Origin of the sequence: Streptomyces sp. RPA4-2, from assembly GCF_012273515.2 — a bacterium.
In the GTDB taxonomy this organism is placed as follows: Bacteria; Actinomycetota; Actinomycetes; order Streptomycetales; family Streptomycetaceae; genus Streptomyces; species Streptomyces kaempferi.
Genome location: NZ_CP050975.2, coordinates 3,003,452 through 3,019,563, shown reverse-complemented (window position 1 = coordinate 3,019,563; position 16,112 = coordinate 3,003,452). Strand labels below are relative to the sequence as shown.

Genomic DNA, 16,112 nt, shown 5'->3' with positions numbered 1-16,112 from the left:
CGAGAGCGCGCCCGACGGCGACGGTGTGTGCGGCTCTGAAGATGTCGTCGCCGTCACATCCCTCTCCCGTGCTGTCATCCACCCTGTTCCGGTGTCATTCTCCCACCGGTAGAGGACGAACACACGGGCCGAAAGGTTCGCAAGTTCGAACCGAGAGTTCGAACCGAGAGTTCGAGGCGGGAGTTCGATCAGCGCGAGCTTGAACCGTGGGCGCGCACCGTCAGCGCGCATCGTGGGTGCGCACCGTCGGCTCGACCGCGAGCTACTTCGCGGTGCGCGTCCGTACGGTGATGCTCCCGTCGCCGGTGTGGGCGGAGACCCGGTGTGAACTGGCCGGGTCCCGGGGCACGGACACCCGCACCGAGCCGTCGTCGCTCCCGGTGGTCACCCGGTAGGCGTCGTGGGGCAGCTCGATGGTGAGGGAACCGTCGCCGCTGCGGGACTCCACCAGGTCCGGTACGACGCCGAGCCCGAGCCGTACGGAGCCGTCCTCGGTACGGGCGCGCACCCGGCGCGAGTCGACGTCGAGCGCGCTGATCGAGCCGTCGCCGCTGCGCAGGTCCAGCGGGCCGGAGGAGTCCGTCACCCGGACGCTGCCGTCCGACGTGCGGATGTTCAGTGCCGCCGCGAAACCGTTCGCCCGTACGCTGCCGTCGCCGTCGACGACGTTCACGGCGACGCCGGACGGCACCACGATCCGGTGCTTGGCGCTGCAGTCGGCGATCATGCCCGAGCACTTCATCCGCAGGGTGAGCCGGTCGTCCTTCATCGCCCAGGTCACCCTGGGGTCGCCGCCGACGACGACGTGCCCCTGGAACCACCGGGTGACCTCGACCGTGTCCGTCCGCGCGGAGCCGGCGACCATGAGTTCGAGCGCGGAGTCGTCCGAGTCCACGGTGAGCGTGCGCCCGTGCAGGGCGAAGGACCGGTGCTCCGGATGCCGGTCGTCCCCGGCGCCGGCGCCGCATGCCGCGAGTGTCGCGACGAGGGCCACGACGGCGCCGGTCGCGGCCACCGTCCGAGTGCGCGCTGTAGGTGCCATGAAGATCCATCCCCCTGAGAAGAACGCGAGTGCGCCGGGCCCCTCGGGCACGTTCCTCCGACGCACTTCGACCGTACGGATCCGGGCGCCGACGGGGGATCCGGGCGGCTGGCGGATCGGGGGTGGGGTTAACCCCCGTCCACCGGCCTTTCCCGACCGGATACGGGTTTGCGGGGCATGCCCCCGGGCAATGTAGGCTGTCGACTCGTCCTGGGCGCGTAGCTCAGTGGTAGAGCGCCGCCCTTACAAGGCGGATGTCGGCGGTTCGAAACCGTCCGCGCCCACCAGTCTCAGGACATGACTAAGGCCCAGGTCAACCGGTGCGAAGCCGGAGACCTGGGCCTTGATCTTTCTCGGCGACTTTTCGCCGCCGTGCCACTCACGTGCCAGATGGTCCGCGCGGAGGTCGCTTCACCTTCCGGATCTGACCGTCCACGTAGTCGGCGATCTCGTGATCGCGCCCGTTGACGAGGTGCTGATAGACCAGCGCGGCCCGCACCGACGAGTGGCCCATCCGTTGCATCAACTCGCGGGTGGTGGCGCCACCGGTCGCGGCGAGGGTGTTCCCGGTGTGCCGGCCTGAGTCTTGACGGTTCGGCTTCACCAGAAGCTTGACGTTGGACCTAGACGATCTCTGGTTGTTCGGGGGTCACTGGATGACGGTATGCGAGCTCAGTCAGCGGCAGAGCGCCATGATGGTGTCATCGAAGTCGGGGAACTCCCGCGTCGCCTGCTCAATGACGACTGCTGCCGACTGCTGCCGGTCGGCCGCGAATCGTTCCGCGACGGCCATCAGTTCGCGGTTTGGGGACGGCGTCCAGTCGGGTTCTTCCGAGGCGGCGGCTTCCCAAGGGCCGAAGCCACCAGCCAGCAGCCACAAGAGGGCACCCAGATCACGTGCCACGACACCAGTCTCGCCCTCGGAACCGAGGAAAACCACGGGCTGATCGACGAGTGGGCAGCTCGGCCGGATCAGCCAGAACGCCGCGTATCCGCCCGTGCCGTCCTGGCCGAACGCGCGGAAACTGTCACCGCTCAGCTCTTCGTTGCCAGTCCAGGCCCGGAACCAGTCGGTGGTCTCCTCCGCAGACAGGAAGCTTTGGAAGGGTTCGAAGTCGACCCCCTTGCCGTCGTTGTATTTGAACGGAGTCGCCAGCGCGGCGGCGAGGGCGGCAGGGAACTGCCGATCGGTAGGAATCACGCGAACAGGCTAGCGACCGCTGATGTCTAGGGATCACGGCTGCCCATGGACGGCCACGCGCTTTGCTCGCCAGCCTCCTGGTGCCAAGCATCAACCGAGACAAGACATAGACGCCTCATCCCAGCGGGATAGAACTTTCCCTACTTCATCAAGTGCCCGCGCGAGCGCGGGATGGCCCCTGGGCTTCGGCCCCTCTGCGCCTTCGGCGCCAGGGCCGAGCCCTGGGGCCGCAGCGGGGTACGGCCCCGAATCGAGAACAGTAAACACGCCGATGGGCTGGTTGGCTCCGACACTTTAGGCAGCCACCATGGGGCGAGCCTCGAAGATCATGGCCCCAACGTCGTGCTTTAACGGGCAGGTCCACAGACTGCCCGACTCGCCGGAAGCTTAAGGGGCCATGATCACTCGCCCCATGGCAGCTCCCGCCCAAAGTCTCGGAGCCAACCTCTCGCCGTCGTCGACCACAAGCCGGCCGTGCCCCTCGCGAGTCGGCGAGGACCCTTTGAAGCCGTGTCCCTGACAGGCGCGGACCAGAAGGGCCCGGTTTGCTGTCGTGATCAGGCTGCCCTGCAGTCAGCGCACTGAGGTCTTCTCGGCAACCTGACGGTTGCAGTGCGTGACGACCCGCTGGACGGCAGCATGGTGACCCGACGTCAGGCATGAGTGAAACCCCTGGTAGGAACAGGTCTGCGAAGATCACGTTCCCGAGCACCAGAGGCTTCACGCATTGACCGGTGTCACCTACACCGCGGTGCTCAATGCCCGTCGGGAGACCGCCGAGCAGCGAGTGATGACGCCTGGCCCACAACCCGCCGGGGAGCTCGTCGGCCCGAGCGTCCCGGGCCGCCACTACGGAGACTGGTGAGCTCGCATGTTCATCCGTCGACGATGCACCCGCCGACCAAGAACGAACGTCACTCTCTGCAGGTAATGACCTGGGGAACTCGCGACAGTTGAATACGCGAAACTCACCAGCATCAACCCCCGGCCCCCACTTACACTCCCTCGATGAACAACATGCGGTGCACCCAATGCGGTCAGGTCGGGCTTGAGCAGGGCTTTGTCAGTGACAGTGGCAGCGGCGCCCGCGGGTACGCGCGATGGTTCGGAAGCCTCCTTGATCGGGGCATAATGGGCATAGCTAAGACGCGGGGCCTGCCGCAATGGCAGATCGATGCCTTCCGCTGCCCGAACTGCGCACACCTGGAACTGTTCGCCGTCCAGCGATTGAACCTTCGCGGGTAACGTCTCGTGACGGTTCGTGATCTTCGTTCAGGTGGTGCGGCCGTGCTCCATCTGGAGCAGGGCGAGGGCGGCTCGGGCGATTGGGGTAATGCTGCCGGGGTCGAGGCTGACTCTGCGCAGGGCCTTGAAGGTGACCTTGAACAGGGCATTGGCACGTTCGGCGACGCCGTGGATGCCGCGGATCACCTTGTTGAACGTCTTCTGCTTGAGGTCGAGTTCGCGTCCCTGCGGCTTCTTGGCGGGGTGACGGAAGCCAGGGCCGGCGTTCTCGTAGCCGAGGTCGGTCAGGGTCGGGATGCCCAAGGTGGCGGCGAGGCGGTTCAGCGCGTCGACAAGGCCGTGAGTGCGGGCGCAGGTGGTGTCGTGTTCGCGGCCAGGGCGGACCGGGGAGACCCAGATCGGCCAGCCGTCCGGGGCGGAGATGACCTGGACGTTGCCACCATGGTGCCGGTGCTTTCCCGACCACCAGAGGTCTGCTTTGTTGGGGCCGGGGGCGGCGACGCGGTCGGTACGGATGACGGTGCCGTCCAGGTTGAGGTGGGTGTATCCGGCGGCCGTCGCGCGCTCCAGGGCGGTGGACAGGTCCGGGGCGTGGTCGGCGAGCACGGTCAGGCCCTCGTGCAGGTAGCGGTAGGCGGTCGGTGTCGAGATGCCGTTGTCCCGGGCCAGTTGGACGAGCCGGGCACCGTCGATAAACCACCGCAGCACGAGGACTGCCTGCTTGAAGGCGCCCAGCGCGGGTGCCTCTGTGAGTCCCGAGCCGTTCCCGGTGCTCGTGCAGCAGTTTCGCGACGTGCTCGGCGGTCTCCGACGGGCATTGAGCACCGCGGTGTAGGTGACACCGGTCAATGCGTGAAGCCTCTGGTGCTCGGGAACGTGATCTTCGCAGACCTGTTCCTACCAGGGGTTTCACTCATGCCTGACGTCGGGTCACCATGCTGCCGTCCAGCGGGTCGTCACGCACTGCAACCGTCAGGTTGCCGAGAAGACCTCACTGACGGGCGTTGGTGAGCGGCCCAGTGTTCGTCGGCGGTGATGCCCATCAGCACGACGTCGTGGTAGCTGCCCGCGAAGAATTCGTGCTGCCGGAGCCGTCCTTCTTCGACAAAGCCGAACTTGCGGTAGAGGGCGAGCGAGGCATCGTTGAATGCGTAGACCTCGACTTCGCATTTGTTGTACCTCTGTTCGGCGAACATGTAAGTGAGGACCAGCTCGGTGGCTTCAGTAGCGTAACCGTTGCCGCGATGATCGCGAGTGATCGCAATCCCTGCCTTGAATCGTCCTGCGCGGGGGTCGGTTTCCCCGACCGTCACAGATCCTGCAAAGGCCTGATCGGCTACTGTCTCGATCACCAGCCGGAAGGACTCGCCTCCTGGCCCACGTCCAGCACGCTCGGCGGTCCAGGACCGGAAACTCTCCCTCGAGCGAGGCGGCTCGACGAGATCCGCGTTGCGAACGTCGACGGTGTGCTGGGCAAGCGCGCGGAAGCCCTCCCAGTCGTCTGGCTCGACGCCCCGCAAGCGCACCTTCTCGCCCACCCACATGTCGCTCATGTCGTCCCTCGTACCTCAGTCGATGTGCAGGCGCAGGCGGCCATGCACTCCAAATGCGTCACGATAGAGGCATGCGTCCGCAGGGTGCTGAGTAGGTGCTGCTTCGAAGTCGTGGACCGTCGCGGTCATCGGAGCGGGGCTCATCGCCCTAGGACACGTCAGGACACCGACGTTCGACTACTGATCATCGAGCGGCGAGGGACGGCCCCAGGGCGTGCCACTCCCGTGCCAGAACGGACGGGGACTCACGGGGAAGCGAGGTTCGCCAGGGTGCGTACCGCTCCACGCTGCCCAAGGCAGGGATTCCCAGGTCACGCCTATGATCCCCCAACCTCGCTCCTAAGAACTCCTAGCAGAATGAGGCTGGGACAAGCTGGTTGAGACTGAAGATCCAGTCCAGCACCATGAGTCCTGGCAGATGCGGGCGGGCAAAGCAAAGGGCACACGGTGGAACTGATCAGTCTCTCGGATGGTGACAACAGCTTCCGGGTGCGCGTGCTGGGGCGTCGGTCGCCGGGTGTGCTGCATCTTCACGACCAGTTCGACGCAGAGGTCCTTGTCACGAGCAGCTTTGTCAGCGGGCGACTGGCCATGTCCCTGTCCCCTTCCGACCTGGAGAACTGGTCGCGTGCCTTGGACCTGCTCGCTGCCGGCGAGGACATCTGCTGGAGGGATGACGACCACAGCCCGGAGATCAGGATCCAGCCGTACAACGAAGAGCATGAGACGGCCGCTGTCCGTGTAGAGGATCTGGGCAGCTCGTGCGTCTCCGTGTTCCTTCCCATGAGTCTTGAGGAGGGTTGGATCGACGAGCAGCGCAGGCTGCTTGTACTGGTGCGGAAGGAGTGGCCGAGCGAAGTCCTGCAGTCATCACCAGGTGTCTATGAGTGGCGGCGCTGAACTGCCGCCAAGCGGCGCCAGCAGATGATGGCGCAGCCGAGGGTGAGGAAAGCTTCGTGGAGGTCGTCGCGGATCTCCCAGCGGATCCGCAGGCGGCGGAACCAGTGCAGGAGCGCGAAGGCGGCTTCGACGACCCAGCGGTGGACGCCCAGGCCGGAGCCGTGCTCGGTCCCGCGGCGGGCGATGACCGGGCGGATGCCCAGGCCGCGCACGTCGCGGCGGTAGGTGTCGTAGTCGTAGCTGCGGTCGGCGTACAGCACATCGGGGCGCCGGCGGGGACGCCCGCGCTTGCCCTTGACCACCGGAACAGCGTGGACCAGGGGCATGAGCTGGGTGACGTCGTGACGGTTCCCGCCGGTCAGCGTGGCGGCGAGCGGGATACCGTGCGCTTCCACGATCACGTGGTGCTTGCTGCCCGTCCTGCCCCGGTCCACTGGAGACGGCCCGGTCTTCGCACCGCCCTTCATCGCCCGCAGGTGGGAGCCGTCGACTGCCGCCCGGGTGAAGTCCAGCAGGTCAGCCGCCCGTAACTCGGCGAGCAGCAGCTCGTGCAGGGCCTGCCACACCCCAGTCTGATGCCAGTCCCGCAACCTGCGCCAGCAGGTGCTCCCCGAACCGTAGCCCAGCTCCTGTGGCAGGAACTCCCAGGGGATCCCCGTGTACAGCACGAACAGGATCCCGTTGAGGACCCGCCGGTCCTCCAGCCGTTTGCGCCCCGGGTACCGCTGTCTGCGTTCGACCACCGGCAGCAGCGGAGTGATCCGTTCCCACAGCCCGTCATCGACCTCCCACGGCCTCCGCTGCCCCACACCCCACCCCGATCCATCGAATGCAGGCACAACACCAGCTGACTGCCCGTCATTCCAAGGTGGCATCCACTCTTTTTGCTAGGAGTCCTAAGACGACGTTTCACTTGGTGAGTCGGCGGTGGTTGATGAGGCTGGTGGCGATGGCGGTGAAGGCCAGGAAGTGTTCGGGCTTGCGTTCGTAGCGTCGGTGGAGGCGGCGGCATCCGCCGAGCCAGGACATGGTGCGCTCAACCACCCAGCGGTGTTGGCCCAGCCGTTGTGAGTTCTCGACGCCGCGGCGGGCGATGCGAGGAACGATGTTCCGCTCGCGGAGCCATCGACGCAGGTAGGGATAGTCGTAGCCCTTGTCGCCGTGGAGCTTTGCCGGGCGGCGACGCCGCGGCCCGCGGGGGCTGCGGACCGGCGGGATCCCCATGACCAGGGGTTGCAGGGCCAGACTGTCATGGGTGTTAGCGGCCGAGATGGCGACAGAGACGGGCAGGCCGGCACGATCGACGACGAGGTGGATTTTCGATCCCAACTTGCCGCGGTCGGTCGGATTCGGTCCGGTCAGCTGCCCCCTTTGAGGGCACGGACACTGACGGAGTCAACGGCGAAACGTAACCAGTCCAATCCCCCCTGGGCACCCAGCTCGTCAAGGATGACGCGGTGCAGTCGGGCCCACACACGCTGCTGACTCCACCGCGCAAAACGTCGGTAGACGGTGGGCCACGCCGGACCGAACACCGGCGGTAACTGCCGCCAGGAGCAGCCCGACGTGGCCACGAACACGATCGCGGTCAGGCATTCGCGGTCCCCGGCCCGCCGACGGCCCCCGCCCTGCGGACGCACCACCACCGTCTCCGGCACCACCCGCCGAAACAGCTCCCACAACTCATCCGAGACCAGATGCTCAGCAAGACTCGTCATACCAACACAACGACAACCCCCGCCAAAGGAAACGACGTCTAAAGCGGTGGTTGCCCGCCCGCGCGGTAGGTGCAAGCCCCTGGGCCTCTTGTGCCCGATAGCTACTGTGACCGCCATTGATCGCAAACTACGAAAGGCGAGCCATGGGTGCCAGTGCGTGGGACTACGTCACCCCATACCAAGGAAGCGTCCAGACGACGTTAGCGGCCCTGCATGACGAGGTCTTCCAGGAGCTGTACGGCGACGGCGAGGAATACGAGAGCCTTGAGGCAGTCTATGCCGACGAAGAATTCATGGGCGAGGAGGGCACCCACTCGATCCTAGACATAGATCGCATCGTCGAGACGTCGGAACCTCCGCGCAATCTTCACGTGGCGGATTACGGCACAATACGCCCGCTGCCTCCGGTCCGGCTTATCCACTACTTCGGTACCAACCGTCCGACGGTCGACCAGTACAACGACACGATGGCCCGGTCTTATGAGGCCATGGAAACCAGTCGGCCCGGAGAAGAGAGCACGACGCTGCTGGGTGAACTCCGGATGTGTTGGACGGGGTTTTACGTGCTCCTCTACGCCGACTGCCAGCCCACCCACGTGGGCTTCTTCGGTTCCTCCGGGGACTGACACGCCATACAGCTTGTGGTTGCTGTACAGCAGCGAAGTACAGCAACCACCGCGTCCACCACTGACCGCAAGCAGCCCCAGGCGATCGGCCGACGTGCCCGGCAGACCCCAGCGACCACCGCGCCCATAGTTCGCATCGAGGGGCCGCTAGGGCATCTTTTTCGGATCATGCCTAGTACTCCAGCAGCGTTTCGCTATCTGGCCTGGTCAGAGGCGTCGTCGGGAGTGTAGTTGGCTGATGGTAGGTCAGGGGCGGTGTTGGCGGACCGCCCCTCCAACGAGTGGATTGAGAACTGTCTGGGCTGTGATCCGGGCAGCCTCCCGGCGTGATCGACGACCCCGCGGACGCGGCCTGGGACCGGGAACTCAACGACCTCTTTCTCCGTATCGGGCACCGCTTCGGCCGCGCCGACCTACGACGCCGAATGCGCGACTACGTCCGCGCCTTGCTCGGTCCGGTCGGCCGCAAGAACGGCTGGCAACTGGCCGAATACGCAGGCCACCACACCCCTGACGGCCTCCAGCGGCTGCTGAACGGGGCAACCTGGAATGCCGACAACGTCCGCGATGACCTGCAGATATACGTCGCCGAGAAGCTCGGTGAGGACAGCGGGGTTCTCATTCTCGACGACACCGGCTTCGTCAAAAAGGGCATCACGTCCGCAGGCGTGCAAAGGCAGTACTCCGGCACCGCTGGCCGCACCGAAAACTGCCAGATCGGCGTCTTCGCCGCCTATGCCACCACCCGCGGCCGAGCCTTGGTCGACCGGGAGCTGTATCTCCCCAAGTCCTGGACGGACGACCGCCAACGCTGCCGCGCCGCGAAGATTCCCGACGAACGGACCTTCGCCACCAAGGGCGAGCTGGCCAGAGCCATCGTTCTGCGCGCACTGGCATCGCCACTGCCCATCGCCTGGGTCACGGCGGATTCCGCCTACGGCCAGGAATGGCGCTTTCGCCGCATGCTCGAAGAAGTCTCCGTCGGCTATGTCCTGGCCGTCCCGAAGTCCCAGCACGTGCCCCGCTTCGGCCGCATCGACCATCTCTTCACGCAGGCGCCGGACGAGGCATGGGAAAAGCGCTCGTGCGGCGACGGCGCCAAGGGCCCACGCGTCTACCATTGGGCAGCCGTCCAACTCCCTGCCATCGAGGACTTCGACGGCGAGACGCCCACACACCAGCGCTGGGCATTGGCCCGTCGCAGCGTCACCAGGCCCGATGAAATCGCCTACTACCTCGGCTATGCGCCCGTGGGCACGGACGTCGACCAGCTGGTGCGGGTCGCCGGCCGACGGTGGGCCATTGAAGAATGCTTCCAGGCAGCAAAGAACGAGTGCGGCCTGGACCAGTACGAAGTCCGCCGCTACGTCGGCTGGATGCGGCACATCACCCTGGCCATGCTCGCCCATGCCTTTCTCGCCGCAACGGCAGCCCAGGCGGCCTCAAAAGGGGGTGCAGAAACGGTTCCGACACCCTGGTTCCACTCACCGTGGCGGAAGTCCGCCGGCTCCTGGCAACTCGCCCCACCCCAAGGCCAGGCCGAGCGCTTCGCCTTCACGCGGTGAGCTGGTCACGATGGCGACGCAGACGCCAGGCCGTCGCCCGCCACTGCCACTACCGGAAACGAGCTCACTCGTTGGAGGGGCGGTCCGCCAACACCGCCCCTGACCTACCATCAGCCAACTACACTCCCGACGACGCCTCTGACCAGGCCAGATAGCGAAACGCTGCTGGAGTACTAGACAGCGTCGTCCTCCGCCTGCACCCAGGCCAGCTGCGCGTCGCTCAGCGGGGGGTCGAACCCTTCTGGGAACATCAGTATGAGTGGTTGCGGCCACATACTCTCGGGTCCGTGCTCTTGGCAGTCCAGGGCGATGAGATGCGGCCCCTCCCCACAGGACTCGTGCGAGTAGGGGCGGTCATGGGCTTGGCAGAAGTACCCGAACCTTGAGCAGCCGTCCTCATCGCTCGGCTCGTAGAAGCCGAGATCACGGACAATCTGAGTCACCGGCTCCTGCCGATTGAACCGGGGGATGGGCCGGGGATCACGCCACAGCAGTCGGGGAGGGAGGATGCGCTCATCCTGCAACGAGACCATCCCCTTCGGATCACCGGGTCGCTGACCTGGTCTTGGCGCTGACTGACGTGCAGTGGTCGCGGAGGCGTGCCACTTCCGTGCCAGAACGGACGGGGGACTCACGAGGAACCGAGGTTAAGGGCTGTCCCGCAACTGCTGGTCACGGGCGAGATGATCTTGATGTGGCTGGTGTGATCACGGCGTCTGAACCGTCCTGGATAGCCCCGTTCGCCGGGCTGAGCCCACGCTGTTTCGGGAAGTTGGTGACCGCGCTGCGCCGTGAGGGTGCGGACGCGGGGAGGCGGGGCCGGCCGTGGGGTCTGCCGCTGGAGGACCGAGTGCTACTGGTTGCGACTTACTGGCGCACGAACTTGACGATGCGCCAGCTCGCTCCGCTGTTCGGCGTCTCGAAGTCGGCGGTCGACCGGATCATTGACCAGCTCGGCCCGCTCCTCGCGCTGCGGCCCCGGCAGCGTTTCGCGAAGGACACCGTGCTCATCGTGGACGGCACGCTGGTGCCCACCCGCGACCACACGATCGCCGAACAGTCCAAGAACTACCGGTATTCCACCAACCACCAGGTCGTCATCGACGCCGACAGCCGCCTTGTTGTCGTGGTCGGCGAGCCCCTTCCTGGCAACCGCAACGACTGCAAGGCATGGGAGGAATCCGGCGCCAAGGCCGCCGTCGGCAAGACCATGACGATCGCTGACGGCGGCTATCCTGGCACCGGACTCGTCATGCCCCACCGCCGCCGCAAAGGCGAAGAACTGCCTGAGTGGAAGCAGGACCACAACAAGTCCCACAAGCAGGTCCGCGCCCGCGTCGAGCACGCCTTTGCCCGCATGAAGACCTGGAGGGTCCTCCGTGACTGCCGCCTGAAAGGCGACGGGGTCCACCACGCCATGCTCGGCGTCGCCCGCCTGCACAACCTCGCCCTCACCGGATAGGCCCACCGAGCAGGGGATTGAGACGGGGTAGCGAACAGGGCCCGCCACACGTCGAATGACGTCGCACGTCAGCGGTCAATGAAGTTGACATTCCCACGGCTCGATGTCCGGTTCCTCCGGGGGCAGCTTCCCGGTGCAATACCGGTAGATCCAGGCTGCGGCCCGGCGCTCCGCGTGCTTCTCGTTGACCGGTTCTCCCTGCTCATCCAGTTCGAGGACGTTGGCGAAGATCGCGACACAGATCTCCATCTGGGAGGGCGACGCACGCAACTCCTCCCAGTAGTCGATCCCTTCCAGCATCGGGTGGCCCACCGACCCCCGAGCGAGCCATCCAGCGAAGCGTCGCAGGGCTCCGGAAGCACCATGACTGAGATGCGAAGACATGCGAGGAATCTAGCCCCAGCCTTCCCAGATTGATTCGACCTCCCGCCGCAGGAGACGACGAACTCTCAGATCGTTACGGGACAAGCCTTAGCCTGGGTGCGCGCCGTCCCACGCTGCCCAAGGCCGGCATCCCCAGGTCACGCCTAGGGTCGCCCAACCTCGCTCCTAAGAGGTCATCTCAATTGGTGAGTCGGCGGTAGCAGATGAGGGTGCTGGCGATGCTGGCGAAGGCGAGGAAGTGGACGGCTTTGCGTTCGTAGCGGCGGTGCAGGCGTCGGCATCCGGCGAGCCAGGCCATGGTGCGTTCGATGGTCCAGCGGTGGCGTCCGAGTCGCTCGGAGGACTCGATGCCCTTGCGTGCGATGCGGGGTGTGATGCGTCGGGAGCGGAACCATTGCCGCAGGTGACGGTTGTCGTAGGCCTTGTCAGCGTGGAGCTTGGCCGGCCTGCGCCGGCGGGGACCGCGGCGCGAACGGATGGGCGGTATGCCCCGCACCATCGCCTCGAGCGCCTGACTGTCGTGCAGGTTAGCGCCGGAGATGCCGACGGAGATCGGTAATCCGGTCCGCTCGGTAATCAAATGGATCTTCGACCCGTACTTGCCCCGGTCGACAGACATCCCACGCGCGTAACTCGTCAAGCGGCCTCCGCTGGAAGCTGTGCTGCGGGTTGGTTGGGGAAGGCCGTCTCCTCGTCGTAGTGCTCTCCGTGCTGGAGGCAGTGGAAGAGCATCCCCATGAAGCGGTTGAAAAGGTTGCGCTGGGCAGCGACGTGGCGGTCACCAGCCTCCTTGCGGCGGTCGTAGTGGGCTCTGGCGCCCGACGACGCGGTTAGGGAGGCGAAGGCCCAGACGTAGAAGCAGCCGCCAAGCGCTGGTTCTTGACCCGCCGGGCCATCACCGTGCAGCTTTTGCCGCTCGCCCGGGTGACTGGTGCACTGCCGGCGTAGGCCTTCATCGATCCGGCGGTAGTGAAGCGGGCTCGGTCGTCGCCGATCTCAGCCAGGACTCGGGCCCCGGTTAAGGAGCCCAGGCCCGGAAAGCTGGAGATGATCGAGGCATCGGGATGCTGATCGAAGGACTCCCTGGTGGCGGCTTCGAGCTGGTCGGCGTTGGTGCAGGCGGCCTCCAGCTGGCGCAGCAGAGCCGTGGCCTGCTGGCCGAAGGCCGCCTCGACCTGCGGTGGTTGGTGGAGGTACTCGCGGTGGAAAACCTCGTGGAACCGGTCGGCCTCGGCTTCGATGCCGCGCAGGCGTCCAGCCTGCCTGAGCAGGGACTGGAGACGTCGGCGCGTGAGACGGGCCGCCGCTGCGGGCGTCGGCGCCTTGGCCAGGATGGTCCGGGCCTCGGGTGAGCAGATTCCCCCGCGCTTGTCGGCGAACGCGGCCAAGATCGCTGGGTAGAACTCGCGCAGCTGCGAGCGGAGCTTGTTGTGGGCCTGGACGCGATCCCAGACCGCGTCCTGCTGAGCTCGTGCCAGCACCGCGATCGCCTGTGCCAGCTCGGAGTCCTTCGGCAGCGGCCGGTGGGCGGCCATGTCGGTGCGCAGGATGTTCGCCAGGACAGCAGCGTCGATGGCGTCCGACTTCTTCCTCGCGACCGAGTGCCGATCCCTGTAGCGTGCCACCGCCAGCGGGTTGATCGCGAACACAGGGCGTCCCGTCGCGCGGAGACAGGCGACCAGCAATCCCCGAGACGTCTCGATCGCGACCGGGATCTTGTGATCTTTGCTGTCGCCGTGCTCCGTCAGCAGGGCTGTGAGCTGTGCGAATCCGGCTGCATCATCGCTGATTCGCAGCTTGGCGAGCCGTGTTGCGCCGGCATCGACGAGAGCGACATCGTGATGGTCTTCTGCCCAGTCCACCCCGCAGAACACCGGCACTGGTAACCCCGCGATCTCCATCATGTTCTCCCTCACACTCTGATGTTTCCGCAGGCCAGAGCCTGTGCAGGGTGCGCGTGCTCCCTAATGGAAGTGCTCAAGGCACAACATCCCACCAGCCGTTCGCAACCCCAGCGAACTGCACGGTCCTTCGTCTTCGCGAGAGCTCTCAGAGGGCGTTAAGTCCGTTTCTGGTAGCGGCCGCGTCCGGGTTGTTCGAGGAGTCCTTGACGGACGAGTCGTCCCAGGCGGGAGCGGGTGACGTTGATCGAGGGCTCGTCGGTGGGCAGGCCGAGGTGCTCGTGCAGGTCGCGGACACGGAACACCTTCCCAGGGTGCTCGTTGAACGTGGTCACGATGCGCTGGTAGACGGTGGCGGTCTCCACGAAGGCCGTTGCGTGATCGGGCGGGGTGAGGCCGTCGATGACCTTGCGAGTCGCGGTGAGCTCGGCCAGGCGGGCTTCGGTCTCGGCGAGGCCGGTGGTGAGCCGCACGATCTGCTCGCGCAGGTGGTCGGCTCGTGCGGCGGTCTCATCGTGCTCGGCCTGCAGCAGCCGCAGGAGTTCGCTGACGTTCACGCGGCCAGCTCCACGTCGTCCCGCCAGGCGGGGGCAGGGGTGGTGAGGCGGCGGAGCATGCTTAAGCGGTGGAGGCCCAGTAGACGCGGGAAGCCGCGTTGTCGGGCCGGTGATCGTAGTCGCGGGCGAGGCGCCGGTGCAGCATGAGGGTGCCGTTGGCCTGCTCGACCACCCACCGCTTCGGTTGCGGGACGAAGCCCTTGCCTTCGTCGTCGGGGTTGCGCCGAACCACCTCGACGGTGATGTCCTTTACCGCCCCGTGGATGATCACAGCGTCCTTGAAACCCTGGTCGACCAGGACCTTTTCCAGGCGCATCCCACATCGTTCGGCCGCCTGGTCCAGCAGGGCGATGCCGGCCTCGTTGTCGTGGGCGCTCGCGGCCAGGACCACCACACCGATGATCAGGCCCAGCACGTCGACTGCGAGTCCCCGCTTCCTGCCAGGCGTCTTCTTGTTCGCGTCCAGTCCCGTCGTCTCCTTCGGCACCCCGGCCGCCACGCGGACGGACTGGGTGTCGATGATCACCAGGGACGGGTCCTCTAATCGTCTGGACCGCTCCCGCACCTGGCAGCGCAGGATCTCCTGAATCCGCTGGTCAAGACCATCCTGGCGCCACAGAGTGAAGTAGTAGAACACCGCCGACCAGGCCGGGAGGTCGTGTGGCAGGAGCCGCCACTGACAGCCCGTCCGGTTCTGGTAGAGCAGCGCGTTCACTACCTCGCGCAGGTCGCAGGAGCCCGGGTCCCCGGTCGCCGACCGCGCCACCCGCTCCTGCTTCCACGCGGTGACCAGCGGCTCGATCAACGCCCACTGCTCGTCGGACAAGTCGGTTGCGTACGGCATCCGTTCCATGCCCACGACCTCATCATGCACACGACATGACCCGAGGGCGGAACTGTCCCATCACCCACGAACGGGCGACACCACATCATCAGAAACGGGACTTAACGTCCTCTCAGGCTCGCGACAAGATGAAAGGTGTTCCGTGTAGTTGGCTCAGGCCACGACCATCGAAGCTCTTGGTTCGCACCGTCGGGTGACGTGTTCTGAACTGGGTCTGCGGAGACCCGTTGTGAGGCGTTTGTGTCCTCGCGAGGCGCTGTTGTGCTCGCGAAGCTCGGAAACTGGAACGGTTCCGGCCGGGGTCAGATCGCTCTCAGTAGGGGGCTTCCTGCCCAGGTGGCGGACGAGGTCTCGGTTCCGGCCGGAACCGCTGCTGAAGCGAGTCCCGCGGTCTGTCGAAAGAGCTCTCACTCCGGATTCGGATAGCGATGACTCGCTTCGCTGCCCATTAGGATTCGGACCCGTCAGGTCCCCCTTTTCAGGGCCCGCATGTTCACCGAGTCGATCGCGCACCGCGACCAGTCCAGCTCGCCGCGGGCGCCGAGTTCGTCCAGGACCAGGCGGTGCAGCTTCGCCCACACCCGCAGCCGGCTCCACTCCATGAAACGACGATGGGCCGTCGCTCCGGACGGCCCGAACACCGGCGGAACCTGCGACCACGTGCAGCCCGTCGTAGCCACGAAGATGATCGCCGCCAGCACCTCACGATCACCATGACGACGCCGCCCACCTCCCTGCGGACGCGTCGGCGCCTCCGGCACCACACGCTGGAACAACTCCCACAACCCGTCCGGCACCAGTCGCTCCACCATCAGCACACCGACAGACTACCCAACCCACCAATTGAGATGATCTCTAAAGCGGTGCTCCATATCTGGCGGGTGAGATCATCTGTGTATGGCAGACGCGCGACTACCCCAGGGATGGACCCTTCAGCAGATCCGCGACGTATCCGGGGATAAAGAGGCTGCCGCCTTGGATCCCGATCGGCCAGTGAAGTGGGTCTGCGTTGGTGAAACCCACGAGATGTCACGCCCGGAGATCGTCCTCGGATTCCACGACCTGTGCCTGGTGAAGCCCGTTGACGACGACTGGTACATGGGCACCTGTACGA

The 16,112-nt window shown here is 65.9% G+C and carries 13 protein-coding genes, 1 tRNA gene and 5 pseudogenes; 6 read left to right on the top strand and 13 right to left on the bottom strand.

All coding sequences use genetic code 11. From position 1 onward, the window contains the following. Window positions 1-262 precede the first annotated feature (262 nt). Complete coding sequence (locus HEP85_RS13045; protein WP_168527934.1) at window positions 263-1,042, bottom strand: DUF4097 family beta strand repeat-containing protein; 780 nt, start codon at window positions 1,040-1,042, stop codon at window positions 263-265. A 212-nt stretch (window positions 1,043-1,254) separates the two neighbouring features. Here HEP85_RS13045 and HEP85_RS13040 point away from each other — a divergent pair. Then, a tRNA-Val gene (locus tag HEP85_RS13040) sits at window positions 1,255-1,329 on the top strand. Between the two features lie 92 nt (window positions 1,330-1,421). Here the strand turns inward: HEP85_RS13040 and HEP85_RS13035 are convergent. Both HEP85_RS13035 and HEP85_RS13030 read right to left on the bottom strand, forming a co-directional pair. Further along, window positions 1,422-1,619 (bottom strand): annotated as a pseudogene (locus HEP85_RS13035) (integrase); the annotation flags it as partial. 99 nt (window positions 1,620-1,718) lie between these two features. Next, on the bottom strand, window positions 1,719-2,243 hold the full coding sequence (locus HEP85_RS13030) for an SMI1/KNR4 family protein (RefSeq protein ID WP_168527933.1): 525 nt from the start codon (window positions 2,241-2,243) through the stop codon (window positions 1,719-1,721). Between the two features lie 1,008 nt (window positions 2,244-3,251). On the opposite strand from HEP85_RS13030, the gene HEP85_RS13025 reads away from it, so the two are divergent. Continuing rightward, window positions 3,252-3,488, top strand: coding sequence for a hypothetical protein (locus tag HEP85_RS13025; protein ID WP_168527932.1), 237 nt, complete (start codon window positions 3,252-3,254; stop codon window positions 3,486-3,488). 27 nt (window positions 3,489-3,515) lie between these two features. On the opposite strand, the pseudogene HEP85_RS13020 reads toward HEP85_RS13025, so the two are convergent. Further along, window positions 3,516-4,313: pseudogene (locus tag HEP85_RS13020) on the bottom strand (transposase family protein). 131 nt (window positions 4,314-4,444) lie between these two features. After that, complete coding sequence (locus tag HEP85_RS13015) at window positions 4,445-5,041, bottom strand: GNAT family N-acetyltransferase (RefSeq protein WP_168527931.1); 597 nt, start codon at window positions 5,039-5,041, stop codon at window positions 4,445-4,447. A gap of 447 nt (window positions 5,042-5,488) precedes the next feature. On the opposite strand from HEP85_RS13015, the gene HEP85_RS13010 reads away from it, so the two are divergent. Continuing rightward, entirely contained in the window at window positions 5,489-5,941 is a 453-nt protein-coding gene (locus HEP85_RS13010) for a DUF5959 family protein (protein ID WP_248001907.1), read from the top strand. Here HEP85_RS13010 and HEP85_RS13005 read toward each other — a convergent pair. Both HEP85_RS13005 and HEP85_RS13000 read right to left on the bottom strand, forming a co-directional pair. Continuing rightward, window positions 5,923-6,750, bottom strand: coding sequence for an IS5 family transposase (locus tag HEP85_RS13005; RefSeq protein WP_168527930.1), 828 nt, complete (start codon window positions 6,748-6,750; stop codon window positions 5,923-5,925). The two genes, HEP85_RS13010 and HEP85_RS13005, sit on opposite strands and share 19 nt — an antisense overlap. 100 nt (window positions 6,751-6,850) lie before the next feature. Further along, window positions 6,851-7,659 (bottom strand): IS5 family transposase gene (locus HEP85_RS13000; protein WP_168527929.1). Its coding sequence is split into 2 segments (ribosomal slippage): window positions 6,851-7,309 and window positions 7,312-7,659, totalling 807 coding nucleotides; the frame shifts between segments, so codons are not numbered across the junction. A 116-nt stretch (window positions 7,660-7,775) separates the two neighbouring features. Here HEP85_RS13000 and HEP85_RS12995 point away from each other — a divergent pair. The 3 genes from HEP85_RS12995 (at window position 7,776) to HEP85_RS12985 (ending at window position 11,312) form a co-directional block, all read left to right on the top strand. Next, window positions 7,776-8,285 carry a hypothetical protein gene (locus tag HEP85_RS12995; protein WP_248001906.1) on the top strand — a complete coding sequence of 170 codons (510 nt, stop codon included), beginning with the start codon at window positions 7,776-7,778 and terminating at the stop codon, window positions 8,283-8,285. A 386-nt stretch (window positions 8,286-8,671) separates the two neighbouring features. After that, window positions 8,672-9,850 (top strand): IS701 family transposase, encoded by a 1,179-nt coding sequence (locus HEP85_RS12990; protein ID WP_329295208.1) that lies wholly within the window; start codon window positions 8,672-8,674, stop codon window positions 9,848-9,850. Between the two features lie 694 nt (window positions 9,851-10,544). Continuing rightward, window positions 10,545-11,312 (top strand): transposase, encoded by a 768-nt coding sequence (locus HEP85_RS12985; protein WP_168527928.1) that lies wholly within the window; start codon window positions 10,545-10,547, stop codon window positions 11,310-11,312. 75 nt (window positions 11,313-11,387) lie between these two features. Here the strand turns inward: HEP85_RS12985 and HEP85_RS12980 are convergent, their stop codons facing one another. The 6 genes and pseudogenes from HEP85_RS12980 to HEP85_RS12955 all read right to left on the bottom strand — a co-directional run. Next, on the bottom strand, window positions 11,388-11,696 hold the full coding sequence (locus tag HEP85_RS12980; protein WP_168527927.1) for a hypothetical protein: 309 nt from the start codon (window positions 11,694-11,696) through the stop codon (window positions 11,388-11,390). A gap of 178 nt (window positions 11,697-11,874) precedes the next feature. Next, complete coding sequence (locus HEP85_RS12975; protein ID WP_369657702.1) at window positions 11,875-12,315, bottom strand: IS5 family transposase; 441 nt, start codon at window positions 12,313-12,315, stop codon at window positions 11,875-11,877. A gap of 17 nt (window positions 12,316-12,332) precedes the next feature. After that, a pseudogene (locus tag HEP85_RS12970) lies at window positions 12,333-13,600 on the bottom strand (IS110 family transposase). A 155-nt stretch (window positions 13,601-13,755) separates the two neighbouring features. Continuing rightward, window positions 13,756-14,154: a type IV toxin-antitoxin system AbiEi family antitoxin domain-containing protein gene (locus tag HEP85_RS12965; RefSeq protein WP_211117739.1), complete on the bottom strand. Its 399-nt coding sequence runs from the start codon at window positions 14,152-14,154 to the stop codon at window positions 13,756-13,758. Then, window positions 14,151-15,007 (bottom strand): annotated as a pseudogene (locus tag HEP85_RS12960) (IS5 family transposase). Before HEP85_RS12960 ends, HEP85_RS12965 begins: the two are co-directional and overlap by 4 nt. 441 nt (window positions 15,008-15,448) lie before the next feature. Next, window positions 15,449-15,810, bottom strand: a pseudogene (locus HEP85_RS12955) (transposase); the annotation flags it as partial. Window positions 15,811-16,112: the final 302 nt, after the last annotated feature.